We start from the raw sequence: 26,767 nt of genomic DNA, 5'->3' as shown, positions 1-26,767 counted from the left end.
GAAATACTCATGGCAATTAAAAAGAAAGATGTTGAAGGGATTTTACACATACTTGGGGGAATAATACAAATCCTTGGATTATTTACGTTAGTTCCTTGCATAGTTTCCATATACTATAACGAAAACACTCTTTTCAATTTTTTAATTCCAGGGGTATTTTTTACAATTTTTGGGTTTATTTTAAAAAAAGTTACAAAACATCAGAATTTAAAATTACATCACACCATGATAGCTTCCGCATTAGCTTGGCTTATAGCTTCACTTATAGGAGCTATTCCTCTATACTTATCAATACCCTATTTTTCCTACATTGATGGAGTTTATGAAAGCATGTCTGCCTGGACTACAACTGGAATGACCTTAATACCAAATGTTGAAGTTTTGCCAAAATCTGTTTTGTTTTGGAGGAGTTTTCAGCAGTGGATTGGAGGGGTTGGGATATTAGTTTTATCAGCCCTCGTTTTAGCAAGATCTGGAACTGTTGCATATCTTTTATATGCATCAGAGGCTAGGCAGGAAAGGATAATGCCAAGTGCCATGGGAACGATAAAGACAATTGTGTGGATTTATATTCTATACACTATTTTGGGAATTCTTTTGCTTTATTTAGCTGGGTTAAGTTTTTGGGAGGCGTTAAATTTAACGATGACTGGTATTTGCACTGGAGGAATGAGTATAAGCAATTACAGCTTTCCATATAACGATTTTGCAAAACTTATTATGATTGGAATAATGATGGTTGGGGGGGTTGTATCCTTCTCTATACACCATAGGATACTAACTGGAAAATATTTTAGTGATATTCAAACGAGATATGCCTTAATTGTTATAATTATAACTTCAATAATCATTTCAATAAAAGATAACGTTCCAATAATTGACTCTCTCTTTACGGTAGTTTCAGCAATGACTTCAACTGGCTTTACAACAATAAATATTGGAAATCTCTCAAATCTTTCATTACTTTTAATTATCTTCTTAATGCTGATTGGTGGTGGAGCTGGAACAACAACTGGGGGGGTTAAGATAATCAGATTTTTGGTTATATTAAAAGCCCTTTGGTATGAGATAAAGGAAATTATCTATCCAAAATCTGCAGTTATTCATGAGCATCTTGAGAATCTTGATTTAAATTATAGTATAATTAGGGAGGCATTTATTGTATTCTTTCTATACAGCTTTTCATCGTTTTTAATAGCTTTAACGCTAATTTATTTAGGATATAGCCCTTATAATGCAATATTTGATGCAGTTTCATTTACTTCAAATATTGGTATGTCTTTAGGAGTTGTTACTTTAGAAACTCCAATAATTGGAAAAATAGCTGGAATTATAGGCATGTGGATTGGTAGATTAGAAATAATTCCAGTGCTTGTTTTATTGGCAACATTATATTTGAAAATTAGGAGGATTTGCAAAAGCAGATAATTCTTTTTTTAAACACTTCATTCCACTGGATTACAAAAGTGATGGGGATTTATTTTTTGTTTTTTAGTGTGTGTTTTGACGTTAGTGTTTTGTTGTTTGGGCAATGTTAGACTTTCAAACCAAAGTCCAACTTTGGTTAAAAATTTCCGGACAGATATTGACATAAAATCAATTAATTTGAAAGATTGAATATAAAATAATATTATAAAATTGTTATATATAAATTCTTAAAAATAGCTGAATCCAAATTATTAATTTTTAGCATGATTTATTATCTCTTTCAAAATATTCTTTGCCATCTCCAAATCTACATCAACACAAGCCTCCAACTCTAAAAACAACAACTGAACACTTGGAGTGTATTTACCATTTTTAATTAAGTGTTCTTTATACTCCCAAATCAACCTCTTCAAATACTCCCTCTTCAACTCTCCAATACAATCCTTAGCATAATCCCAAACAGTAGACTTGCCAAGATTTAAAATCTTTGCAGTCTCTCTAATCGAACAACCATTAACAATCAACTCATGAATTTTTTTAACCATCTCATCAGTAACCCTCCTCTTCCTCCCCCTCTTAGCATTCTCAACCTCAACAAAAACACCATTATTTTTCAAATACTCCAACTTATAAACCATTTTTGGATGCTCAAAAACAGATTTTGGCAATTTTAATAAAACCAAATCCTTTTTTCTCAATTTTACAATCTCCTCAACCTCCTCCCACGTTGGAATTTTTGAAATTTTAACTTCAATCATCCAAATCCCCATAATTGGTTAAAATCTCCTTAGCTAAAACATTTTGGGTATAGTATGTGATGTAATTTTGATTTTTGTGTTTGGTAATTTTTGCTAAAACCTGTGCTGGAATTCCTCTCTTACCCAAATAGGTTATGTAGGCATACCTTAGAGAGTGGGTGTTAATTTTATAATTTTTATAAAGCCATGCTCCAAACCTCTTAACAATCTTCTTCTTTACTGCTAATTTCTCTTCTAAAGTGGATTTTTCATCTATTTCTTTTTTAATGTTTATGAAAATGGATTTTACTAATTCTATATCTTCTTTTGTTATAAATTTTGGGAGAATTATTTCCCTAAACTCTAAGTCCTTCCTTTTTTGAGTTCTAACCCTAACAATTATCCTCTCATTCCAGTCAAAATTATCTAAATTAATTGCTATGTTTATCATTCCCGAAATGGCCTCCCAAATCCTACAACCATTCCTTAATTGTAAAAGATAAGTTATCAAGTATGCAATTTTCTTATAATCGTCTTTGTAAAGGATTTTTTTGCTTTTTATTTTTTGTAATTCCTCTCTAAACATTTTATAAGTTTGCTCGTAGTCAATCCCCATATCCCAAGAACCTTTTGGCGTTTTTTTAGTTTCATTTATAGTTAATAAGTTCCAATCCCATAAGTTCATGCTACCACAATTAACATACTCTGTAAAATTTTATTTAAAAATAGGTTGATAAATTCATTATTAATAATTTTATTTAAAAAACTCTTCAGTGAAATCGTTGACTAACTGTTCACTTTGAGGTGGTGACTTGAAAATGTTGACTATAGTAGCTACCAACCATAAAGAAGATTCTAAACTAACAAAAGCAAAGATGAAGAAAGCTTTTTCCTATAAGCCAGACGCTGTTCTATTAGAATGTAACTTCAGAATTCTGATATCCAGGAAGATGAGGGACCAATGGACTGCGTTCATTGAAGCCTCAAAAGGTTGAAGATTCCAAAGTTTTGTTTCTCTGGTTGTAAGTTGACGCTTCCAAAAGAGTTTTATGAAGATGTTGTTGATAACACGTTGAGCTTTCATGATTGTTATGAGAAGAAACCAATTTACTGCATGACTATGGAGGAAAAGATTGAAAATGAGTTGAAAAAACATGATGTTGTTGCCATTGTCTGTGGGAGTGCACATGTGATTCATCTGAATAGGAGATTTGGTAAAGCTGTTGATGAGTTTGTAGTGATTGAACATTGATGTCATTTATTTTAAAAATAAAATTTATGGTAGCCATGTGCTCTCATCCTTGATTTTTTCAGGTAAGTATGTATCAACGACATACTTTAAACCATACTTAGCTAAAGACTGTTGCTCCGCCCTAACTCCCATATCGAGCATTTGTTTTAGAGCTTTCTGCCATTCTGGGAAGCTTCTTACGAAGTCATCGTTCTTTAACCCATCCTTTATCCTCTTAATATCCTGCTCTTTCAATGGATGAGTAGGCAAATCGTAATCAACAATATCTTGTGGGGTAACGCCAATCAACCTTGCTGCAGGAATTGACAGCTTGTCAGCTAAGTGTATTGCCTTTCCACTCCCAACTTTTAACGTTCTGTAAATGTTTAGATACCCGTAAGGATCTCCGTCAGTAAATACCAAAACAGGTAGTTCATGTTCTTCGTAAAGCCTCTTTATAAACCTCCTTGTAGCCCTTGCCGGAACCCCTTTTAATGAAACCAATATGCAGTTATGTTTATCCCAAAATCTCTCCGCATTTAACCTTGCAAACATACCAGATGTCTCTATTGCCAAAACAAAATCTGCATCTGTCTCAAGATTCAATTTTGTTACATCATTAGGGATGTTATAAGCCCCAGTTCCCAATTTTGTACAATCAACAACAAGCTCTCCTTCTGGTGTTTCTTCAATAATTTTTAACGGCCCAACTACTGAAGAACCATCTTCTTCAGGGATAAATCCTAAATGCTCTCTTAACACACCTAAAGCAGCTTCTAAATCCTCAATAACGTTGTTTGATGCTTGCTGGTCATCAAATCTTGCCTCTCCCCAGTTTTTTGAAACGTAATAAGCTTCCCTTAGTGTTGAGAAGTCATTTGTTTCCAATAACTGCTTAGCGAATTCTAACATCTTTGTTGTTTGTGCAAAAATCTTTGCTTGATTTACAGTTAATGTTCTTGCCTTTTCTTTACCCACTAATGTAAATGAACCCTTCTCTTTATCAAACATCGCGTTGGATAAACTTCTAATTGGCATGGTTATTTTTGGTCTTTTACCCTTCATTAAATCCTCATACATCTTTTTAGCAAGTTCAATAATTTTTTGTTTTGCAATTTCCCTTGGTTTTTTTGATATAGCAGGAAGCTTAACCATAACACTCACCAAATAAGTTTTAATATATCCTATCCATAATTATTTTTATTATGAAAGCATCATAACCAATAAATTTTTATACCTAATTTTAAAATTGAATAATAATTATTGTAAAACTCAGCAATACTTGCGTAGGGAAATACTATATAATTAATGTCCATATATAATTATTTAGGTCGCAGTTATCTTAAGCTTATATTTATCATCGAGGGATAAACAATTTTACGGAGGTCATAACGTGAAATTCTTAAAAAATGTTTTAGAAGAAGGAGAAGGATTTGAAGAATTTAATGAATTAGAATTATCTCCAGAAGATAAGGAGTTACTGGAATATTTACAGCAAACTAAAGCAAGAATTACAGTAGTTGGTTGTGGTGGAGCTGGAAACAACACAATCACAAGATTAACATTAGAGGGTATAGAAGGAGCTAAAACCATTGCCCTAAATACAGACGCTCAGCAATTAATTAGAACAAAAGCAGATAAAAAGATTTTAATTGGTAAAAAATTAACAAGAGGTTTAGGGGCTGGAGGAAATCCAAAGATTGGCGAAGAGGCTGCAAAAGAAAGTGCTGAAGAGATTAAAGCAGCAATCCAAGACTCGGATATGGTATTTATCACTTGTGGTTTAGGTGGAGGAACTGGAACTGGTTCAGCCCCTGTTGTGGCTGAGATATCTAAAAAAATAGGAGCTTTAACAGTTGCTGTAGTTACATTACCATTTGCCATGGAAGGAAAAGTTAGAATGAAGAATGCAATGGAAGGTTTAGAAAAGCTGAAGCAAAATACTGATACATTGGTTGTTATTCCAAACGAAAGATTATTTGAAATAGTTCCAAACATGCCATTAAAAGTAGCGTTTAAAGTAGCTGATGAAGTTTTAATCAACTCTGTAAAAGGGTTAGTTGAGTTGATTACCAAAGATGGATTGATTAACGTTGACTTTGCTGATGTTAAGGCTGTTATGAGCAATGGAGGCTTGGCAATGATAGGTATTGGAGAGAGCGATAGCGAGAAGAGAGCTAAGGAAGCTGTTAACATGGCGTTAAACTCCCCATTATTAGATGTTGATATAGATGGAGCTACTGGAGCTTTAATCCACATAATGGGTCCTGAAGATTTAACATTGGATGAGGCAAAAGATGTTGTTGCTACAGTTTCTTCAAGATTAGACCCTAACGCTACAATAATATGGGGAGCCACAATAGATGAAAACTTAGAAAATACTGTAAGAGCCTTATTAGTTGTTACTGGAGTTCAGTCAAGAGTAGAATTTGGAGAAACAGGACTTAAGAGGAAGAAAACCGATTTATTAAATATCCCAAAAATCTAAAGGGGATATGATGGAAAATTTAAATCAAAAGATGGAACAACTTAAAGAATTCATTGAAGAATGTAGAAGGGTTTGGTTAGTTTTAAAAAAGCCTACAAAAGATGAATATTTGGCTGTCGCTAAAACAACAGCTTTAGGAATTTCTTTACTCGGAATTATTGGATACATAATCCACGTTCCAGCAACATACATTAAAGGTCTGTTAAAACCTCCAACCGCATAATTTAAATAATTTTTTATATAATGAAATTTTAATATTTCAGAAACTTTTTTTATTTTATCTTTTTTATTTTTTAAAATCTATAGGTGGGACTATGATTTTTGCAGTTAGAACAATGGTTGGTCAGGAAAAGAATATAGCAGGATTAATGGCAAGTAGAGCTGAGAAGGAGCAGTTAGATGTTTACTCAATATTAGCCTCAGAATCTTTAAAAGGGTATGTGTTGGTTGAAGCTGAATCAAAGGGAGATGTTGAAGAATTAATAAAAGGAATGCCAAGAGTTAGAGGAATTGTTCCAGGAACCGTTGCTATTGAGGAAATAGAACCATTATTAACTCCAAAGAAAATTATTGAAAATATTGAAAAAGGAGATGTTGTTGAGATTATCGCTGGACCTTTTAAAGGAGAAAGGGCAAAGGTTATTAGAGTTGATAAAAATAAGGAAGAAGTTACATTGGAACTTGAAAATGCCACTGTTCCTATACCAATAACCTTATCTGTTGAAGGTGTTAAAATCATTTCAAAGCATAAGGATTAACTAAACGTAAGGCATAACTTTATATACCTAATGCATTAATTTTATCTACACGTTATATTTCTCACTGAAACACTCCCAATATTGAGGTGAATATTATGGCTAAGGAGGTTGTAGAGGTATTAGTTACCGGAGGTAGAGCAACAGCAGGACCACCATTGGGTCCAGCTATTGGTCCTTTAGGAATTAATGTCATGCAGGTTGTTAAAGAGATTAATGAAAAAACAAAAGACTATGAAGGAATGCAGGTTCCAGTTAAGGTTATAGTTGATACAGAAACAAGAAAGTTTGAGATTGAGGTTGGTATTCCTCCAACAACTGCTTTAATCAAAAAAGAATTGGGAATTGAAACAGCTGCCCATGAACCAAGACACGAAATTGTTGGAAACTTAACATTAGAGCAAGTTATTAAAATAGCTAAGATGAAAATGGACTCTATGTTATCATACACTTTAAAGAACGCTGTAAAAGAAGTTTTAGGAACCTGCGGTTCAATGGGAGTTACAGTTGAAGGAAAAGACCCTAAAGAAGTTCAAAAAGAAATCGATGCTGGAGTTTATGACGAATACTTTAAAGAAGAATAAATTTCTTCTAAATTCTTTTTCATTTTTAATTTTTAATAATCTTTTGTATGTTTTTTACATTTATTCATTATTTTATATATATCAACGGTCGTTAGATATCCACAAGCTATACCAATAACAGCTCCAGCAAACACATCAAATGGATAATGAACTCCAACATAAACTCTACTATAAGCTACAAGAATTGCCCAAATTAAAAATATTGCTCCTATTTTTCTTGAATAAAATAATAAAGCTGTTGATAATGCAAATGCCAAAGTTGTGTGCCCACTTGGAAAACTTGGCTCATTCCCTTCATAGCATAAAAGATGTATATTATCTAAAACAAAATAAGGTCTTGGCTCATGTATCAAATATTTCAATGAATAGGCAATCACAAAAGCTAAAAATAAGATAAAAATTAGCTTTACCCAAAATTTTCTATTTTTTAGGAATAGGATTATAGAAACTATAGCAATTAATGGATAGGTTATTTTTGAGATGATTGGCATGATTATATCGAGTATTTGGTTGTAATGCGAGTTTATCAAATAAAAAAGCCAAATATTAATATCATTTAATTTATTATTTCCCAAAATACCTCCAAAATATGCAACTGTCAAAAATCGTGGAAATCTGCCAACTATAGTTCCAATTGTAAACCATAATTTATGCATTTCAAAAATACCTGAAAGCCATGCGATAACCTTATATGGCAATGGGGAGATGCCAGCAATAAACACTCCAAAAACCCCATATTTGTTAAAAAACTCCTCCCCTTTATGCAAATATCTCTCTCCAAAAAGTTTTACAAATATTGGATGCCCTAACTTATCACCTAAAAAGTAGCCAAATAATCCTCCTAAAGTCGTGCCTATAGTAGCTACAATAGCCGAGATTATTGGATTTAATCCAAAGTATGAAGCTCCAATTATAAACACATCTGGAGGAATTGGCTGTATAAATGCCTCTGTAAATGATATTATGAACAACCCGATATAACCATAATGCATTACAAGATACTCAGCCATTGAATATAAATCCATAAATACCCACCATAAATATACCTAAAGTAGTTAATGTTATTCTATTTAAATCTTTTATGAGGGGGATAATGAGGATTGAATTAGAGCTGCAAACTGACAAATTCACAACAATTCCTTACAATCATCAATACTACTTAGCCTCAGCCATATATAAAAAAATCCACTCAGCAAATCCTGAATATGCTAAAAGATTACATAGCTATCAAAAATTTAAGTTCTTTACTTTCTCTTTACTGCAGATAAAAAGGAGAGTTATTAAAAAGGAAGGAATAGAAACAATAGATGGAAAGGCATATCTCTACATATCATCTCCAAAAACTGAATTTATAGAAAATTTTGTTGAAGGACTTTTAGAAGATGGAGAGCTAAGAGTTGGAAATACAGAGTTTCTTATAAGAAAGGCCAAGGTTTTACCAATTCCAAAGAGATTTAATGTTTTGAAGACGCTTTCTCCAATATACTTAAAAACTATGATTGAAACTGAGGAGGGGTTGAAAAATTATGATTTACTTCCAAACAATTCAAAATTTTATGAAAACTTAAAAAATAACTTAAAAAAGAAATATGAAGCATTTTATAATGAAAAATGTGATATGGACTTTGAATTTGAGGTCTTGAAATTTAGACCTAAGAGGATGAATATAAAAGGAATTTACTGCAGATGTTCTGAAATGGTGTTTAAAGTATGGGGAGATTATGATTTGATAAAATTTGGTTATGAGTGTGGTTTTGGGGAGAAGAATAGCATGGGCTTTGGAATGGTTGTGAATATTGAATAATTTTTTATTTTTTATTTTTTAAGTCACTTTACTTATGTAAATTAAAATTTTATCGTCATATTTATATATGTGTTTAACCATAAACTGAATTTTAAAGTATATATAACTCAAAATATTTATCAACTTGGTGGGGGTATGTCAGTTATAACGCTTGATAATTTTATAGACCAAAGTAATGTAGAAAATAAAAGATATAAAAAATCTAAAAGTTTTATATTTGAAGTTCCAATTTACTATGATGTGTGGATGGACAATGCATTAGAAAACTTTTATAGAGTTCTAAAAAAGATAGATAATGAGGATTTTAATGTCGCATTGAGCAATGATAAACTAATCTTTGAATTTAATGACTTTGAAAAGTTTAAAAATGCATTAGTTCAGCAGATAAAACATAAATATAGGAATATGATTGTAATAGGAGAAGATAAAAAGGCAAAAGTTCCAAAAGAGATTAAGAAGGACTTTATTTTACTTCAAGAAGGTAAAAAAGAATACGGAGCTGTAAAATTAAAAGAGGATGTATTTGACTGGAATAAACTTCCTAAAATATTGGATGAGCTAAAAGAAAGTAAAAAAGGGAATAAAATCTGTATAATGTGTGGAGGCAGATATAAAAAAAGTTATACATTAAAACAAGCAATTTATCCATTTGTAACGAAGAATAAAAGCTTAAGTGGAATTAGAACAATCAAATCTCTTCCAGAATATCATAAAAATCTATGTTTAATGTGTTATTTGTTGGGAGTTCTGGAATGGACTGACGAAGGGCTAATATATCACACATCATCAAAAGAAAACAAAACATTTTTATTCCTTCCAATATTTGAAAGCTTAACTAAGCTTAACAAGTTTAAAGAAGAAACACTACACGCAGGGATTCTAAATATTTCAGGAAGATATGGAAATCTACTTAAAAAACCTAATTCTGACGATTTTGAAGAAACATTTGGAGAATATACAACATTATTGGCATTTTATGAGAAATTCATTTTTAATGTAAAGATGAGTGAAGTATTATGCAATAATTGGGGAGTATTACACATCCCATTAGGTAAAGTTAAAAATGTCAAATTTGAGACGATAAATGTTGATAAAGGAATCTTAGAGGTGATAAGTAAGTTAATAGAAAACGGATATCTGATATATACCAATATGATAAAGGGAATATACTTCAAAAAGAAGACCAACAAAGGATTTGTTACTGATTGGAATATAACTACTGAAATTAAGGAGAATTTAGCAAAATCTCTACTAATAGATGACTTTAGAACTTTCTCAAAGCAGTTGATGCCAAGAAAAGGGGGTTTCGTTATCTTATCATCAGATGCTTATCAAATCTTAGATGAACTCATCTACTTATGGAGGTTGGTAAATATGGGAATTCCTAAGGAGAAATTGGATATAATAAAAAGTGTTGGGAATATTATTGCAAAAATATCTCTTGCAAATTCCTCTCTATTGTATAAACTTGATAAAGTTAGGACTATTGATGAGTTTTGGAGTGTTTTAAGAGAAATATCAAGAAAAATGGCTGGAATGGAAAAAGAAGAGCTTAGAGAAATAAAACCAACTGCAATAGATGAACTTGTAGTTATGGTTAAAGAACATGAAAAAATCTGGAAGGAGATTAGGGATTTGTTAGTTATCTACTCATCCATGTATCTTGCTATCAAAAAATTGAAAAAGGGAGGGGATTAGATGAAAGGCATAGAGATAGTTTGGTTATCAAAAACTGATTTAACAAACTTAAATTCTGGGGAAGGGGAGAGCAACTTTATTGATGTCAAGAAATTTAAGAAAAATGGAATTGAATATCCTTACGTTTCAGGACAGGCAATGAGATACTATATAAAAGAGGCAATTAGAAGGAATTTGAATGAAAATGAATTTATGTGCGTCCCAGATGATAAAGGAGAAACTTGTGGAGATATAAAAAACTGTATAGGATGCGACCTCTTTGGATTCATGAAGCCAGAGAAGGATGTTGGAGCAAGAACAAGAGTCTCACCAGTTAAAGTGTCTCCAGCGATAGGACTATTGCCATTTGATGAAAACTCAGCAGTTGATTTCTTAACAAGAAGATATAGAGGAGGAGAAAAATCAGAGGGGGACATAGTAAATGTTGAAATTGGAGTTAATATCTATAAGGTAGGGATTGCCATTGATGTTAAAAGGGTTGGAGGAGAGGAGAAGATTGAAAATGGAACTGTTAAAATTGATTACTGCGTAAATGATGAAGAGCGTAAAAATAGGATTTCAAAGGTTATTGAATCTCTAAGATATTTGTCAGATTACTCAAAGCAGGCAAGGTTATTAACTGATTTCACACCAGACTTTATAATAATTGCATTCCAAGATAAATACTCCCATAGATTGCAAAAGGCAATAGATTTGAAAGCTAATACAATAAATGTTGAGTTGTTAAAGGCAATTCTTAATGATGTTTCAGAGTATTCACCAAAAATATTTGCTGGACTTATCCCATGCCTCTTTGAGAATGAGGAAGAAGTTAAAAATATATTTGAAGATTTAAATATAAAAGTTAAAGCTCCTCATGAGGCAATAAAAGATGCATTGAGTTATTTAGAGGAAATTAACTTATAAATCGGTGTTTCTATGTGGGGGTTGAAGTTTAGATGCGAGGGAATATACTTTGTAAGTTTTAGGAAGCCAGTTACAACCTCTTTATCTTTAACTTATAAACTTCCTCCTTTTACGGCAATTAGAGGATTAATAGCCAATGCCTTAGGAATGCCGAGAGATTCATTCGAGATACAAAATTGGTTTAAGATTGGGATGAGAGTTGAAGGCAAAATAGAGATTGGTAGAGAGATGGCTAAATTCTTAAAGATGATTTCAAGAAAGTCATGTTATAGATGTGAAAATTGTAGATTTGAGAAAATAGCTGATTCAAAGCCAAAAAAATGTCCAAACTGTGGAAAAGAGAATCTCGTAAAAGTGGAGAAGATGATTTATGAAAGGGCATTTCCTTCTTCACCGATGCATAGGGAATTTCTAATAATGCCAAAGTATTGGATTTATCTTGTGGGAGAAGAGAAGAAAATAAAAAAGATTTATTATGCCTTAAAAAGTCCAGAGAGACCTTTATATCTTGGAACATCTGATGATTTGGTAGATATTGAAGTATTTAAGCCGGTTAAAGTAAAAGAAGTCGAAGAAAATGAGATAAATAGTATCTTAGATGGAATTCATGAAAACTGCATACTTGAAAAACTACCATATAGGTTTATTCCAGTAAAAGACAAGAAAGGCAAGTTAAAAGAGGTTTATTCTGAATATAAACTCGTCTCTATCCCAAGAAAGTTTCCATATTCAACTGAAAAACCTTTAAAAGCTTGGGACTTTGGAGATGAGTTTATTAGGGTGTTTTAATGATTCTTGCCAAAAGGGAAGGTAATGCATTTCAGACATTGAAAGGACATACCTACGATGCATTAAGAATCTATAAAGAATATTTAGAGAGAAATTTTGATGTAGTTGATAATTTCTGTAATAGATGGCAAATTCCGACCGAAAAATTTATAAAAAATACTTTTTTCACCATTTATTTGCATGATATTGGAAAGATAACTGAGGAGTTCCAAAATAATATAATAAAAGGCAAAAGGAGTAATAAACATCCGCATCCACTTTATGCCCTTCCGATTATTGATAGTATTGAGTTTGATTATTTGTTCGATATTCCAATTGAAGTTTTTGCTATTCTATCTCATCATACACAACTCTATAATAATTTATATGCTGATTATCAACAATACAAAAAAGGAACTTTTTTAATAGAGGAAATCAAAGAATTTATAAAAAATTCCAAGGATGCCTATGAATCTCTTGGATTTTCAAAGTTTTTTGAGTTTGAGGAGTTGAAGATAAATGAGATTCCAAAAGATGCAAAACCTTTAGAACTACACAAATTAAGGAGGAAATATTGGATAGAGACAAATAATTATATTAAATCACTAAGTTTTGATGAAAAAATAAAATTAAAATCAATATTTTCATTCATGTTTGCTATTCTTCAATTGTGTGATGATTTTGCAAGTTTAAATTTCAGTGAATATGCAAAAGACAAGGAAGGGACTTTTGAAGATGTTTTAGAGAATCTAGAGATTTATGTTCCAACGTTAGATATTAAAAATCCGATATCACTTATATTAAAAGGTTATGAGCCATATAAATTCCAAAAAGAACTTTATAACTCAAAAAATAAGTTTGTGATATTGTTTGCTCCTTGTGGGAGGGGTAAAACAGAGGGAGCATTACTTTGGGCATTAAATGCATTAAAAAACTTTAAAAGAAACAAAATCATCCTAGCAATGCCTACGCAAGTAACAAGCAATGCAATGTATGATAGATTGATAAAGATTTTTGGAGAGGAAAATGTTGGTTTATTCCATGGAAAGAGCTTTATAAAACTAAAAGACTCAAAAGAAATAGATGATGAGGAAGATTTAGAGGAGATTAGAGACGAAAACTTTAAAGGTAATGTATTCTTTAAGCCAATAACGATAACTACCATTGACCATGTTATATACTCTTTTGTCCATGGATTTTCTCAGGCAGATTTTGCTTTGGGGAACATTCAAAATTCAGTTATAATCTTTGATGAAGTCCACTACTATGAGAAATACACATTAGAGCATTTATTAACTCTTTTTGATATTTTAAAGAGAATGGATATTCCTCATCTACTTATGAGTGGAACACTACCAAGCTTTTTAATGAACAAGCTTGAAGGTTATGAGATTGTAGTTGATGAAGAAGGGTTAAATTACAAACCTTTTAAACTTGAATATTTAGAGAATCACTTAATTTGGAAAGAAAATGGTGAATGGAAGGTTGATGGATACATAATCAATGAAATAATAGAGAATTATAAAAAAGGAGTATCTCAAGCGATTATCTTAAATACCGTTGAAAGGGCGAAGGAATTTTATAAGGCAATAAAAGATAAAGTCCCAGCAATTCTCTACCATTCTCAATTTGCATATAGAGATAGAGTTAAAAAAGAAGATGAGATTTTTACTTTGGAAGAGATGAGAAAAAATCAAAATAAACCTTATGTTATTGTTGCTACTCAGGTTATTGAAATCTCTCTTGATATGTCCGTCGATGTTATGTATTCTGAGTTATCTCCACCAGATGCACTTGGACAGAGGGCTGGGAGATTGCACAGAAAAGGAAGGAATTGGAAAGAGAATGGAAAAGAATATAAGCTAAAAATATTCTTGCCATATAAACACTTACCATATAGCAAAGAATTGGTAGAAAAAACAATTAATTATATAAAATTTTATGAAAAACCTCTGAATTATAGAGATATCAAGGATTTCGTTGATAACGTTTATAAAGATTATAATTTGAGCATTCCAAGTGATTTAAAGTTATTTTTTGATGAGGCAATATTATTTGGAAGGCATTGGACAGATATATCAACAATTGATGAAGAAGGAAGATTCTTTAAAGTTAGAGATGATAAATTTATGAAGATTGAAGTAGTTCCTCAAGTTTATTTTGATGAATTAGGAGAAGATTCTCTGAAAGCAGAGTATATGGCAAAAATCCCAGCCTATTTAATTTTAAATGAAATGAAAAATGAAGAGGGGATGATACACTTCTACCCTTATGAAAAAAGAGTTGGTAGGAGAACAAGAAAATATATAATTTGCTCATTTAAATATAATTATGAAATAGGATTTGACTACAAAGAGGAAGAGGAGTTTGAAGACATCCTATAGGTGGAATTATGGAAAATTATTTGGAAGAAGAGCTTATAATTAGAGGCATTGAGATAAACTACCTCTATGTATGCAAAACAAAGCTCTGGTATTTTGTAAGAGGCATAACTATGGAGCAAGAGAGTGATTTTGTTGATTTAGGAAAATTTTTACATGAAAAAAGCTATTTTGGAGAGGAGAAGGAGGTTCAAATAGGCAGTATAAAGATTGATTTTATCAAAAAGCGTGATATTATTGAGATTCATGAAATAAAGAAGGGCAAGGTTATGGAAAAAGCCCATATCATGCAAGCTCTTTATTACATCTACTATTTAAACAAATTAGGGATGAAAGCTAAGGCAATCCTCCATTATCCAAAACTTAAAGAGATTAAAGAGATTGAGCTAAAAGAAAATGATAAAGAGGAGATAAAGAGAGCAATAAAAGAAATTGAGCATATAAAATCACTAAAAGAACCTCCAGAGCCTGTTTATCAGAAAATCTGTAAGAATTGTGCATATTATGAACTGTGTTTTATTTAAGGTGAAATTATGAGGAAAAAGTCCCTAACTCTACTATCAGACGGTTATTTATTTAGAAGGGAAAATACTATCTACTTTGAAAATGCAAGAGGCAAAAAGCCCTTAGCTATTGAGGGAATTTATGACATCTACATCTATGGAAAGGTTAGCATCAGCTCTCAAGCTCTACATTATTTAGCTCAAAAAGGCATTGCCGTGCATTTCTTTAACCATTATGGATATTATGATGGAAGTTTTTATCCAAGAGAGTCATTACACTCAGGATATTTGGTAGTTAATCAAGTTGAGCATTATTTAGACAAAGATAAGAGGTTGGAGTTAGCAAAGTTGTTTGTCATTGGAGGAATAAAAAATATGGAGTGGAACTTATCAAAATTCAAAAACAAGACGAAGTTTGACAGTTACATTGAAGAATTAGACAACTGCAACAAAATAACAGAGGTTATGAATGTAGAGGGGAGGGTTAGAACTGAATATTATAGATTGTGGGATGAAACACTACCAGATGATTTTAAAATAGTTAAAAGGACAAGAAGACCTCCAAAGAATGAGATGAATGCGTTAATAAGCTTTTTAAACTCCCGTTTATATCCTGCTATAATTACTGAGCTTTATAATACTCAACTAACTCCAACAGTTAGCTATCTCCACGAACCTCATGAGAGAAGATTTTCTTTAGCTTTGGATTTGAGTGAGATATTTAAACCGATGATTGCTGATAGATTGGCTAATAGATTAGTTAAACAAAATATTATACAGAAAAAGCATTTTAGAGATGATTTAAATGGAGTTTTATTAAACAAAGAAGGAATGAAAGTAGTTTTAGAACACTTCAACAAAGAGATGGATAAAACAGTTCATCATCCAAAACTAAAAAAGAATGTCTCAAAGAGAAGATTAATAAGATTAGAGGCATATAAATTAGTTAAACACTTAGTTAGACAGAAGAGATATGAGCCGTTAGTAGCATGGTTTTAATGAAACAACTAAGTAAGATGTTTTATTATAGTGAATAACTTAATACTAAAACAATTAAAATCTACCTATTTTTGAAGGTAATTTGATTTTTATCATCTTTTTTATTTTAAAGGCTCTATGTTATGTTCTATATTTTCAAATTTGTAAAATTGTTTTGCCTATTAGATTTGATAAAATTTTAAAAGCTGGGACTAATTTATTTTTGTTTCATTATTATGAAACATTATTCAATTCTTTATGAATCAAATTTGCCGATAGAAATCAAAAGCTTTATATACTCAATATTCCAATATAGTTATCGGAGGTGAGAATGTGAAATTCATAGAAGAGTTTAATGGGTTAATAAAGATGCTGAGATTCTTTGTAAGAACGAAGAATTTTAGCTATATCGATAGAATAGGAAATGCTCTAACCTATGAACCAGTTGAAGTGGCAATAAAAGATGCGTTGAGGGATTTTCAATCAATACACAACAGTGCAAAAATTGAAGATGGAAAAAAAGTCATCTATGACAAAGAGACAAATAAACCAATATATTTACCAAGTATTCCAAGTTCAGAAGAAGTTGAAGCATTCTTAAAAAAAGCTAAGGAAGATATCAGCTATGCAAGAAAGTTGGCAATCTTTGCCTTAACAATTCCACAGAAAGGAGGTGAAGAGTAATGTTCGTAAGTATTGGCGTTAGATTTGAGGCAAACGTTGAAGCTTTGAATATGGTTGAGACGGCTGGAAATTACTCAAAGCATAGAAGAGTGCCATACATCATAGAGGAAGATGGAAAGTTAAAAACCATCTATGTCCCAGCAATGAGTGGAGAAAGCTTGGGTCATGCATATCAAGAGTTATTAGTCAAAGAAAGTAAAGCTTTAAATCTTCCAGTTTGTGAAGATTGTGAAAAATTTGAGTTCTTTAAATCAATGAACAAGAAGCACTTGGAGAAAAAAATAAAACCAATACCAAAAGACAGAGAGAAGATAGAAGAAGCCATAATAAAATCATGTGTTATTGAGGATATTGGTGGCTTTTTATATGCTGAAAAGCCTCCAGTAAAAAGAACATCAGCATTCCAGTTTAGCTATGCACTACCAATAAAATCTATAGCCATTTATGCAACAACGGAACCTCAACTCCATGCAAGACATGCACAAACTGTAGGAGAGAAGAAAGAAGGGGCCTCTGAGCAGATGATTTACTATGTAGAGACAGGAACAGCAATCTATGGTTTTACATTTAACATTGACTTAGATGCCATTGGAATAAGTGGTTTGACAAATAAACCAGTAGTTGATGAAGAGAGTATTAAAAAAAGAAGAGAGGCATCTTTAAAGGCAATATTTAGAATGCTATCTTCTCAACAATTTGGGGCAAAACTTTCAAGGTTTTTCCCAGTTGGAAACATAATGGAAGTTGCAATAGCAATAACTGAGCATCCATTTAGTGTAACATCACCAATATACGACAACTACATAGAAAAAACTGAAAAGAGATTGAAAGTTGTTGCAAATACATTTGGAGAGGATACGAAGTTCATAACAACAAATGATGAAAAAACATCAGAAGAATGTTTAGCAGAGATGATTAACTACATAAAGGACAAAAATATCATCTGAGGTGATTTTCCTTGCCCTACTTTTTAATTATTGAGGCAAAACCAAGTGGTATCTTATCTCTACGTTCATCTCCACAGAGTAAGATGCGTTCAGCATTTAGATATCCTACTCCAACATCTTTAATTGGGGCAATAAGCTACCCTCTCTTTCATGTTAAGGGATTGCGTAAGGAGGTTATAGATGGAGATAGATGCTCTGTTGAGATACTAAGAAATTTGTTTAAAACAGTTGCTGTGAAAGTTGAAGGGAATCCAGTGATTTATGGTTCAATATTGAGAATTAACAGGTTCCATAGGAAAGAAGTAGAAAGTGCAATCACATCTCTACCAATGAGCATAATGTATGGGGAGAAAGATTTCAAAATAAAAATTGCATACATATTTAACGATGAGATCTTGGAAAGTTCAGAATACACAATAAAAGATTTTAAAAGGGCAGGATGGGGAATTGTAAGGATTGGTTCAAGAGAATCTGTTGTTTCTGTTGAGAATGTCGTTACTGGAAAAAGTGAGATTAAAGAAGGGGACGAAGTTGAAACTGAATATTCATTTGAATTTAAAAATATATCTGATTATGAGGGGAGGGGTTTGTTACAAGCAGTGGTTGATTGGAGAGAGGAGCTAACGAACTACACCAACGCAAAGAAGATGGTTGTTGTCTATCCGATTGGTAAAGTGAAGATTTTTGGAGATTTGAGATTTATTGATGCTAATGGAGAGGTGATTCTATTATGATTCCAATAGATGGTTTCACAAAAGAGATTTTAATGCATGGGCTATCTCGAATAATGGTTGAAGATTTTGATGAGATTGACAACACTACTTTGGCAGAGATTTTCAAAAATTATGTTTATGGTTTTAAAGAAAAACTCAAAAATGCTGGTTCAAGTAAGTTATCAAGAAATGATAAAGAGTCATATAAAAAAACATATCAAAATTGGTTTAACACAATCCCACCAGAAGAATATACATCTTTAATGCTTGATATTATTGAAAAGACCATAAATTTATTGGAAGGTAATAAAATTGATGCAAAAAAATCTTTAAGAGCTATAAAAGTTGGAAAAAATTCTGTTGATTTTGGAATTCCATACAATGGGAGTTACGCAATCCTACCAGCAATCATAAAGCAAGTTGAATACTATGAGTTTTTAAGTGAGTTTTTAACACCAACCACTGGAAAAAAATCTATGATAAACCTTGACCCAATTTGGTTTAGTATATTAGCTATTGGATTTTTGACATGCTTTGCTGGATATTATGGAGGGAAATACTATTTAATGCTGAAAAATGATATTGAAAGGTACTATTTGGCAATAAAATACGGTATGGAAGAGGAAAAATATGAGTTGTTAGAAATCTTAGAGGATTTAGAAATATTAACAGACATAAATATACAAAAAAGGTTCTCACTTGAAGTTGAGGAGATTTATGAGCTATTGTTATCAATGGAACTTGCAAAGAAAAAAGCTTCTGGCAAGGTGTTTCCTATAACTTTGTATGTTATTGAACTTAGTGGCAATGTATATCTTGCAAAAAATGTCCTTGAACTTGATTTAAGAAATAGCTTGAACTTTATGAAGAAATATATTGATAGAATTAAAAACTATTCCATGTTTGAATCCTCTGATGCAAAAATTCCTCTTGAAGAACTGTTATATTTGGCATTAAAAGAACTTAAAAACCCAATAAATGAAGATAACGAAAATCTTGCCTATATCATGGTTAAAGATTTGTATAGGGCAATAAATTCCGGTAAAGTTGAGATTTTGGAAAATACTCTCTACTTGTTGCTTAGAAAGGGACATTCTATTTTATCATCAAAAAGCAGTAGTAAATCAAAACTAAACTTGGAAAAAACCTTTAAAAGCTTTGCTAAGGAAGGAAATATCATTTCCATATTGGAGGGAATCTTATGATTAGATATTATAACTCAATCCTTAAAAAACTTGGAGAAATAAAAGGATTTAAGCCAAAAAGAAGACCCTTAATTGAAAGGGTGTTGAAGGACATTGAAAGTTCTGAAAAACCTTTTTTTATTGTTAAAGCACCTACTGGATATGGAAAAACCACCATAAGCTATACCTTAGCTTTATACTCTCTTTATAATGCGGAAAGGTTTGATAAAGTAATCCATATACTGCCTATGCGTTCAATAGTTGAAGATTTATCAATGTCAGCAAAAGAACTTTTTGATTTTTCAAGGGCAAAGATGATGGGAGTTAGTGAAGAGGTCTTTCATCTCTTTCCTCTAAACTTTACAACAATTGACACATTTATTTGGGACGTTTTAAAACTAAATACTAAAAAATTCAGCAGAATAAAGGATGGAAAAGAATTTGGGTATGATTTTTTTACCCAAGCATCGATATTGAATTCAATGCTTATTTTTGATGAAGCCCATTTTATTTTAGAGGATGATAAGTTAAAGAGCGTATTTCTCTGTGTTTTAAAATTTTTACTTGAAAATGATGTTCCTATTTTAATACTAACTGCAACACTTTCAAAGGGATACGAAGAGCTTTTTAAAAGATATGCAATACCAAAAAAGTATGATTTTAAAATTTACGAACTATCCGATGAAAATGGGAAATCTTCAAAATCACATATATTTGTGGAGGATAAAGAGTTTTTAGAAAGAGAAATGAAAAAGGACTTCAAAATCTCAGTATTTAACGAAAATTCTGTAAATAATTACTTAAAATATGTTGAAGAGAGAAAGAGAAATATCGTTGTTGTAAATAGTCCAAAAAAATGTGTGAAAATCTACGATATTGCCTTGCAAGATAGTGGATTTGATAATATACTACTAATTCATGGAAAGATGACTTACAACCACAGAAAAAAGATTGTTGAAAAAATTAGAGACCTAAAAAATGAGAAAGAGTTTTTAATAATTTCAACTCAAGTTATCGAAGCGGGAGTCGATATTTCATCAGATATAATGGTTACAGAAATTGCTCCACCAAATTCGTTAATTCAGAGATTTGGTAGGGTGGCAAGGTATAATGAAAGAGAAGGAAAAATAATCGTTTTAAAATCAGATGGAAAGCCATACAATAAGGAAAAGATTGAAAAAACTTGGAGATATCTTGAAAGCAATGTAGATATTCATCCAAGATTCTCTAAGACCTATCAAGAATGGATTGATGAAGTTCATGGAAAAAGGTTGGCTAATGCCGAAGCTAAAATTGGAAAGCACAAAAAAATAACAAATATTCTAATTGAAAAACTAAGAGAGTTTAGAACAAGGAGTTTTGAAATCTACGAAATAATAACTAAATATATTTCTGAAGGACATGCATTTTTAAGAGATTTTTTAATACCAGTTGAAGTTGAAAATGATGTAGTTTTAATTACTCCAAAGGAGTTGTTTAAACTCTGTAAATTGGAAAAAGTTGATGTTATTGAAATAAAAAAGATTGGAAATAATATTGTAGAAGAAAAATTAGAAGTAAAAGATGAAGATGAAGCGTATAAGGTAGCAATAGCTATTACCTGTGGAAAACCTATAGAGGTTAAGCTTCTAAATGGGTATGACAAAGAGAGGGGGCTTGTATTATGATGTGTTATGCTTTCTTTGATAAGGATGGGAGAGGATTAGAAACAATGGAAGAGCATATTAAAAAGGGTTTGGAGGTAATAGATTTTTACATTAAAAGAAATTATCATAAAAAGGTTGCCAAATGTTTAAATGTTGATAATAAAGTTGGAAAGATTATATTAGAGGTGTCTTATGTATTACATGATGTTGCTAAGAATTTAAAATATTATCAAGATAAGAAAACGTTTCGTGGGCATGAATTTTATTCTGCATACATTGCCCATAACTCAATAACTACACTCACTGGAGATGAAAATAAGGATAAAAAGATTAGAAAAGCCATAGCTTGTGCAATTGCATTACATCATCATACTATGGTGAATAGGTTTAACTTAATAGAAGATTCATCAAAATTAAAATTATGTGATGATGGTATTGAGGTTGTTAAAAAATACTCCCCAATTGAGATTAATATCCCTAACGAAATTATAAGTAACATTGAGCATAGCATTATGGACCTTTTTACAAATAGCGATGAAATTTTTAAAGGGATATATTTAATTTTAGTGCCTTTAATGGTTGCAGACAATATTTCAGCAATTTTAAATAGAAAAAATGCTAATGAAAATTTGGGAGTTTTGGGTAGGGAGGTTATAGAGATTTACAACATCTACAAAAAGTATCTTGGAGATAGCCATGCTATACATAATAACTTTGGGATTTGATGAAAAATTTGCCATTAGGTTTTTACTTAGGCATGGAATTAAGAGGGATGATAAAGTTCTCATAATCTTGCCAGATGATTTAAATAACAATCAAAAAGTCCAAAATGCGTTAAATAATATTCTATCCCTCTTAGATAATCTTGTTAAAAAAGAAAACATCTCTATACTTGAGGTTGATGTAAAAGATTCAGTACTTACAAATGTCAAAAAAATAAAGCAGAAAATTTTGGAGAGTGAAGAAAATTCAATATATGCAAATCTCTCTGGAGGTATGAGAATTTTAATTTTACTTGTAGTTTCGGCACTTTTATTATTGAAGAATCTTGATGTAAGGGTGGAGGTTGAGTTTGAAAACTTTGAGGGCTATGCTGAAATACCTATAAAAGCATTTTTAGTTCCAGAAAATGATAGATGGGTTAAAATATTAAAATCTCTTTATAATGGTTGTGGAGTTAGAGAGACGGCAAAAAATCTCGGCTTATCTCCAGCAACAGTTAGTAGAGAAGTTAAAAAACTTCAAGAGTTAGGGCTTGTTGATAAAGAATTCAATTTAACTGAATCTGGAAAACTCTATTTAGAGCTTTATGAATAAAATAAAATTTAAATAATATCATCAATTGGATTCTTTTCAATGCCCAAAATCTCTCTTTTTGGAACAAAATCCAATGGAAATCTATAGATAATAACTGAATCTTCATCCTCATCAATAATCCTTAAAATTCCGTCTTTTATCCTTTCAAACTCTGCCTTTGTAACTTCCCCCTCAAATACACTATTTTGGACCCAATTTAAATGCTTTCTTAAAAAGCTTTTTATCTTATTTACTCTTGCAACATTTACATCATAAACAATAATGACATACATAGTATCATCAAAAATATCATTCTTTAAAATTTTTAAATTAAATCTAAATTTTCATAACACATGGGGAATTATTTCCATACCGAGACGGTCTGATTTTAACCACGTTATAACAATTGAAGTCTATGATAATTCAACGTAATTTCCATACCGAGACGGTCTGATTTTAACGGCAATAGCTGAGCTGAAAGAAAGGCCGCCATCTAAGATTTCCATACCGAGACGGTCTGATTTTAACTAACATACCTATAAAAGCCAGAATAGAACCAGATACAGAATTTCCATACCGAGACGGTCTGATTTTAACATAATTTTTTTTGCCAATGTTATTAAATCCCACAAATTTCCATACCGAGACGGTCTGATTTTAACAGGGCGATAATTCTAGACAAGTATATTTTTAGCATTATTAATATATATACTTTACGCTACTTTATAAGTCGAAGTGTGGTTAACCCCATTCATTTATATACCTTCTTACCCATATAAATTTTACTTTTTAGACTTAAAAAATAATTTTAAAACAATCATTTTTTAAAATATAACTTATTTGTTGTGGAAATTATGCCTTAAAAGATAATTAACTAAAATCTTTTAAAAATTCCATATAATTTAATTAATCTAAATACTTAAAATTTTAAAAATAACCCACCCTTCGAAATTAAATAAAAATCCTTAAAATCAAAAAATAAGTTATAAAAAATCTTTATTTAAAAATAAAATCATTTCAGCGAGATAAATACAATTATAATATAAAAAGTAATTTATTCCAAATAGATAGCTGGTTTAAATGGAATAGCAAACCTCTTTTTATTTGCCTTATCTTCCCCATTAATTATAACTTCCTCAACATCAAACTCTTTCTTTAAGAACTCTTTGGCATTTTCTAAGACATTAACCTCATTAATAACATCTGCATTAATCTTTATTAATTGATTAACCAACTTTGGAATCTCCTTACCATACTTTCTAAATTCTGGATTCTTCATTATTATTGGCATTAACTCCTTAACTGATTTTCCTTCATTTTCTTTAATAATCTTTAATATCTCATATTTCCAATCATCTGCAGTATATAGGTAGATTCTCTTTGGCTGAACCTTTGCAACGTTTATAATTTCCTTTATATCCTCCATAACTAATTTTAGATACTCCTCTCCCTTCTCAATCTCATCATTTATAAGCTCCTCTTTAACCTCTGGGAACTTGGCAATTGAAACAAAGCCTTCTTTTCCTAACATCTCCCACATCTCTTCACATAAATGAGGTGTAAATGGAGACATCAATTTTATCATAACCTCTAAAAACTCTTCTAAAACTCCTATATTATTTCCTCCTCTTCTTCTATACCATCTTAAGTCATCCAACAATTGATAGAGCAATATTCCAGCTTTTCTTAGCTCAAAGTTTTCCATATACTCATCATACTGCCTAACAGACCTATACAATCTACTTAACAGCCATTTGTCAATATAGTTTAGCTCAGCTTTTTCCCCTTTTCTTTCAGCAACTTCTTTAGCAAATAAATAAAACCTCTCTAAAACCTTCTTTGTATTTTCCATTTCTTTAAACTTGATATCAGCATCTTGTGGCAACTCAGCACAAGTTGTTATGTAGAATCTACCAACATCAGCATCAAACTTCTCGGCAACTTCTAAGACAGGCAATACAGGACCTTTTGATTTAGATAGCTTTTTACCTTCAATTGTGACATAACCATTAACTACAATACCTCTTGGCCAAAACTCTTCTGGGAATATTGCTACATGGTTGAAGATATAGAAGGTTAAATGGTTTGGAATCAAATCTTTAGCTGAACATCTCCAATCTACTGGATAGTAGTAAATAAACTCCTTTCTCATACCTTCAACAATATCCTTTGGAATACCTGTCTTTTCAGCAATTTCATCAGCGTTTCCTTTTCCTAAGAATACGTAATCAAACAACTCCAAAGTTAACTGCTCCGGTTTTATGTTGTGTTCATTAATGTATTTTGCAATTGTGTAATATGCTGGATAAATTGTTGAGTCAGATAGAGATTCAATAACCCAACCTTCTTCAAATGGAAACTTAGTTCCTAAACCTCTTCTCCTAACGCATGCCTTATCCTTCATCCAATCAATTTTCTCATGGAATACCTGTCTTAGATTCTCTGGGATGAATTTCATTCTATCTACACACTTGTGAGCTAATTCTTTCCATTTTTCATCGGAATATTTAATAAACCACTGCCCTTTAACCATTTTAACTATACATGGTGTTCCACACCTGCAGATAACCTTTTCCTCACTAAATTCATACATAACCTCTGCTAAACCTTTCTCAATTAAATCCTTAGTTAATTTTTCTTTAATTTCTCTAACAGGGATTCCTTCATAATCTAAGCAGTTTTCATTTAAAACTCCTTTGTGGAATTCATCCTTGTAGATTTTTTTAGTTGCCTCCTCTAACTTATCCTCTTCTTCTTGGCTCTTAATTCCCATCTTTTCAACTATTTCCTTTGCAGGATACTCCCCATAACCTGGAACTTTAATTAATGGGATTAATCCAATTTCATCAACCAATCCCAAATCTCTTAACGCTATGTAATCATAAGGAGCATGAGCAGGAACTGACATAACACAGCCAGTTCCAATATTTGTTTTTACAAACTTAGCTGGTAGTATTGGAACTTCTTTTCCTGTTACTGGATTTCTTACCTTTTTATTTAATAATTCCCCCCCTTTAAACTCCTCAAGAATTTCTATCTTCCTATCTTGGTGTTGTAACTTTTCAGCGCATTCCTTTGCCATTATCCAAATGCCATTATCAATTAACTCAACTCCTTCCTCAGTTTCTTTCTCCAAATAAACCTTCGCCTTAACATAAGTTGCTTCTGGATTAACCCAAACGTTTGTAACTCCAAATACAGTCTCTGGTCTTAAGGTAGCCATTGGCATTATACAGCCGTCTTCTGTTGTGAATTTTATTAAAATGTATTCAACCAATGTTGCTTCTTCCCCAACCAATATATCGTGGTCTTCAACTGGGTTGTCACATCTTGGACAGTATCTTACCGGGTGAGAACCTTTAACAATTAACCCCTTTTCTCTCAATTTGTGAAACTGCCATTCAATAAATTTGTTGAAAACTTCATCATCTGTTTTGAAATTCCTTCTCCAATCTAAACTAAACCCCATCCTCTTAAATGCCTCTTCAGCTTTCTTTGAGAAGTATTCAACAATCTTCTCCGGTGTAGTTAGCTCTAACAACTCCTCCTTTGGAATGCCATGCAATTCTGTGTATGCCCATATAGTCCTCTCATCTCTATTTTTTATTAGCTCAGCTAAACCTAAGATTGGAGTCCCAGTGACATGATAACCAAAAGTCCATAAGACGTTTTTATTTTTCATTCTTTGGAATCTTGCAACGACCTCTGGAATTGTGAAGGTTCTTAAATGCCCAGCATGCAAAACTCCATTTAAATATGGAAATGCTGCAGTTATAAAGAACTTCTCTCTATCATCGGGATTAGCTTCAAATATCTTTGCCTCTTCCCATCTTTTTTGCCATTTTTTCTCTATTTCCTTAAAGTCAATCATAATCATCCCTGTGCTATATTTTTGTTCTAATTCTATTAAAAACAGTAAATGTATAAAAAGATTGCTTTTCTTAGAATTTGAATATTAGCCCAAATAGTAAAATATAAATTATAAATGTATATTCCAATATATATCTAATTAACTCCAAAGCTATTAAAGGTAAAG

Annotated in this window: 26 protein-coding genes and 1 CRISPR repeat array; of the genes, 20 read left to right on the top strand and 6 right to left on the bottom strand. The window is 31.5% G+C overall.

Annotation, left to right across the window (positions count from 1 at the left end; translation table 11 throughout):
• Positions 1–9: 9 nt before the first annotated feature.
• A complete protein-coding gene (locus tag MEFER_RS07370) occupies positions 10–1,428 on the top strand; it encodes a TrkH family potassium uptake protein (RefSeq protein WP_015791992.1) in 1,419 nt (472 codons plus the stop codon).
• Between the two features lie 251 nt (positions 1,429–1,679).
• On the opposite strand, the gene MEFER_RS07365 is transcribed toward MEFER_RS07370, so the two are convergent.
• Together MEFER_RS07365 and MEFER_RS07360 are read right to left on the bottom strand one after the other, a co-directional pair.
• Positions 1,680–2,186 carry a hypothetical protein gene (locus MEFER_RS07365; protein ID WP_015791991.1) on the bottom strand — a complete coding sequence of 169 codons (507 nt, stop codon included), beginning with the start codon at positions 2,184–2,186 and terminating at the stop codon, positions 1,680–1,682.
• A complete protein-coding gene (locus tag MEFER_RS07360; RefSeq protein ID WP_015791990.1) occupies positions 2,179–2,850 on the bottom strand; it encodes a tyrosine-type recombinase/integrase in 672 nt (223 codons plus the stop codon). Before MEFER_RS07360 ends, MEFER_RS07365 begins: the two co-directional genes overlap by 8 nt.
• Positions 2,851–3,192: 342 nt before the next feature.
• On the opposite strand from MEFER_RS07360, the gene MEFER_RS07350 reads away from it, so the two are divergent.
• Positions 3,193–3,417 carry a hypothetical protein gene (locus MEFER_RS07350; protein WP_048056375.1) on the top strand — a complete coding sequence of 75 codons (225 nt, stop codon included), beginning with the start codon at positions 3,193–3,195 and terminating at the stop codon, positions 3,415–3,417.
• A gap of 24 nt (positions 3,418–3,441) precedes the next feature.
• Here MEFER_RS07350 and MEFER_RS07345 read toward each other — a convergent pair whose 3' ends face one another.
• The gene (locus MEFER_RS07345; protein ID WP_015791987.1) at positions 3,442–4,551 is read right to left on the bottom strand and encodes a DNA topoisomerase IV subunit A; all 1,110 of its coding nucleotides are present in this window, start codon (positions 4,549–4,551) and stop codon (positions 3,442–3,444) included.
• Between the two features lie 238 nt (positions 4,552–4,789).
• On the opposite strand from MEFER_RS07345, the gene ftsZ reads away from it, so the two are divergent.
• The 4 genes from ftsZ (at position 4,790) to MEFER_RS07325 (ending at position 7,223) form a co-directional block, all read left to right on the top strand.
• Complete coding sequence (gene ftsZ / locus MEFER_RS07340) at positions 4,790–5,884, top strand: cell division protein FtsZ (RefSeq protein WP_015791986.1); 1,095 nt, start codon at positions 4,790–4,792, stop codon at positions 5,882–5,884.
• A gap of 7 nt (positions 5,885–5,891) precedes the next feature.
• On the top strand, positions 5,892–6,107 hold the full coding sequence (locus MEFER_RS07335) for a protein translocase SEC61 complex subunit gamma (protein ID WP_048056374.1): 216 nt from the start codon (positions 5,892–5,894) through the stop codon (positions 6,105–6,107).
• A 91-nt stretch (positions 6,108–6,198) separates the two neighbouring features.
• Positions 6,199–6,642 (top strand): transcription elongation factor Spt5, encoded by a 444-nt coding sequence (locus MEFER_RS07330; RefSeq protein WP_015791984.1) that lies wholly within the window; start codon positions 6,199–6,201, stop codon positions 6,640–6,642.
• A gap of 95 nt (positions 6,643–6,737) precedes the next feature.
• On the top strand, positions 6,738–7,223 hold the full coding sequence (locus MEFER_RS07325; protein ID WP_015791983.1) for a 50S ribosomal protein L11: 486 nt from the start codon (positions 6,738–6,740) through the stop codon (positions 7,221–7,223).
• A gap of 32 nt (positions 7,224–7,255) precedes the next feature.
• On the opposite strand, the gene MEFER_RS07320 is transcribed toward MEFER_RS07325, so the two are convergent.
• A complete protein-coding gene (locus MEFER_RS07320) occupies positions 7,256–8,248 on the bottom strand; it encodes a phosphatase PAP2 family protein (RefSeq protein WP_015791982.1) in 993 nt (330 codons plus the stop codon).
• 68 nt (positions 8,249–8,316) lie between these two features.
• Between MEFER_RS07320 and cas6 the strand changes: the two genes are divergently transcribed.
• The 14 genes from cas6 to csa3 all read left to right on the top strand — a co-directional run bounded on the left by cas6 (position 8,317) and on the right by csa3 (position 22,752).
• The gene (gene cas6 / locus MEFER_RS07315; protein ID WP_015791981.1) at positions 8,317–9,027 is read left to right on the top strand and encodes a CRISPR-associated endoribonuclease Cas6; all 711 of its coding nucleotides are present in this window, start codon (positions 8,317–8,319) and stop codon (positions 9,025–9,027) included.
• A 135-nt stretch (positions 9,028–9,162) separates the two neighbouring features.
• On the top strand, positions 9,163–10,725 hold the full coding sequence (locus MEFER_RS07310) for a hypothetical protein (protein ID WP_015791980.1): 1,563 nt from the start codon (positions 9,163–9,165) through the stop codon (positions 10,723–10,725).
• Complete coding sequence (gene cas7i, locus MEFER_RS07305; protein WP_015791979.1) at positions 10,726–11,631, top strand: type I-B CRISPR-associated protein Cas7/Cst2/DevR; 906 nt, start codon at positions 10,726–10,728, stop codon at positions 11,629–11,631.
• 12 nt (positions 11,632–11,643) lie between these two features.
• Positions 11,644–12,420, top strand: a complete 777-nt coding sequence (cas5, locus tag MEFER_RS07300) for a CRISPR-associated protein Cas5 (protein WP_015791978.1) — start codon at positions 11,644–11,646, stop codon at positions 12,418–12,420.
• A complete protein-coding gene (locus MEFER_RS07295) occupies positions 12,420–14,783 on the top strand; it encodes a CRISPR-associated helicase/endonuclease Cas3 (protein ID WP_015791977.1) in 2,364 nt (787 codons plus the stop codon). The genes cas5 and MEFER_RS07295 overlap by 1 nt, the downstream gene beginning before the upstream one ends.
• Before the next feature lie 8 nt (positions 14,784–14,791).
• Positions 14,792–15,304 (top strand): CRISPR-associated protein Cas4, encoded by a 513-nt coding sequence (cas4, locus tag MEFER_RS07290; RefSeq protein ID WP_015791976.1) that lies wholly within the window; start codon positions 14,792–14,794, stop codon positions 15,302–15,304.
• Between the two features lie 9 nt (positions 15,305–15,313).
• On the top strand, positions 15,314–16,282 hold the full coding sequence (gene cas1b, locus MEFER_RS07285) for a type I-B CRISPR-associated endonuclease Cas1b (RefSeq protein ID WP_015791975.1): 969 nt from the start codon (positions 15,314–15,316) through the stop codon (positions 16,280–16,282).
• Positions 16,283–16,594: 312 nt separating this feature from the next.
• Entirely contained in the window at positions 16,595–16,945 is a 351-nt protein-coding gene (gene csa5, locus MEFER_RS07280; protein WP_015791974.1) for a type I-A CRISPR-associated protein Csa5, read from the top strand.
• Positions 16,945–17,892 (top strand): type I-A CRISPR-associated protein Cas7/Csa2, encoded by a 948-nt coding sequence (gene cas7a, locus MEFER_RS07275; RefSeq protein ID WP_015791973.1) that lies wholly within the window; start codon positions 16,945–16,947, stop codon positions 17,890–17,892. The genes csa5 and cas7a overlap by 1 nt, the downstream gene beginning before the upstream one ends.
• Positions 17,893–17,903: 11 nt before the next feature.
• Positions 17,904–18,626, top strand: coding sequence for a type I-A CRISPR-associated protein Cas5a (cas5a, locus tag MEFER_RS07270; RefSeq protein ID WP_015791972.1), 723 nt, complete (start codon positions 17,904–17,906; stop codon positions 18,624–18,626).
• A complete protein-coding gene (cas8a2, locus tag MEFER_RS07265) occupies positions 18,623–19,810 on the top strand; it encodes a type I-A CRISPR-associated protein Cas8a2/Csx9 (protein ID WP_015791971.1) in 1,188 nt (395 codons plus the stop codon). The genes cas5a and cas8a2 overlap by 4 nt, the downstream gene beginning before the upstream one ends.
• Positions 19,807–21,456, top strand: a complete 1,650-nt coding sequence (gene cas3, locus MEFER_RS07260; RefSeq protein ID WP_015791970.1) for a CRISPR-associated helicase Cas3' — start codon at positions 19,807–19,809, stop codon at positions 21,454–21,456. Before cas8a2 ends, cas3 begins: the two co-directional genes overlap by 4 nt.
• Positions 21,453–22,160, top strand: coding sequence for a CRISPR-associated endonuclease Cas3'' (locus MEFER_RS07255; protein ID WP_015791969.1), 708 nt, complete (start codon positions 21,453–21,455; stop codon positions 22,158–22,160). Before cas3 ends, MEFER_RS07255 begins: the two co-directional genes overlap by 4 nt.
• Positions 22,132–22,752 (top strand): CRISPR-associated CARF protein Csa3, encoded by a 621-nt coding sequence (csa3, locus tag MEFER_RS07250; RefSeq protein WP_015791968.1) that lies wholly within the window; start codon positions 22,132–22,134, stop codon positions 22,750–22,752. The genes MEFER_RS07255 and csa3 overlap by 29 nt, the downstream gene beginning before the upstream one ends.
• 8 nt (positions 22,753–22,760) lie before the next feature.
• Here the strand turns inward: csa3 and cas2 are convergent, their stop codons facing one another.
• Positions 22,761–23,024, bottom strand: coding sequence for a CRISPR-associated endonuclease Cas2 (gene cas2 / locus MEFER_RS07245; RefSeq protein ID WP_015791967.1), 264 nt, complete (start codon positions 23,022–23,024; stop codon positions 22,761–22,763).
• Positions 23,025–23,094: 70 nt separating this feature from the next.
• Positions 23,095–23,393: a CRISPR direct-repeat array (repeat unit 30 nt; unit sequence ATTTCCATACCGAGACGGTCTGATTTTAAC).
• Positions 23,394–23,785: 392 nt separating this feature from the next.
• Positions 23,786–26,608, bottom strand: a complete 2,823-nt coding sequence (leuS, locus tag MEFER_RS07240; protein ID WP_211204165.1) for a leucine--tRNA ligase — start codon at positions 26,606–26,608, stop codon at positions 23,786–23,788.
• Positions 26,609–26,767: the final 159 nt, after the last annotated feature.

This window comes from Methanocaldococcus fervens AG86 (assembly GCF_000023985.1).
GTDB lineage: Archaea > AGJL01 > Methanococci > Methanococcales > Methanocaldococcaceae > Methanocaldococcus > Methanocaldococcus fervens.
This window is presented reverse-complemented; position numbering and strand designations above follow the sequence as displayed.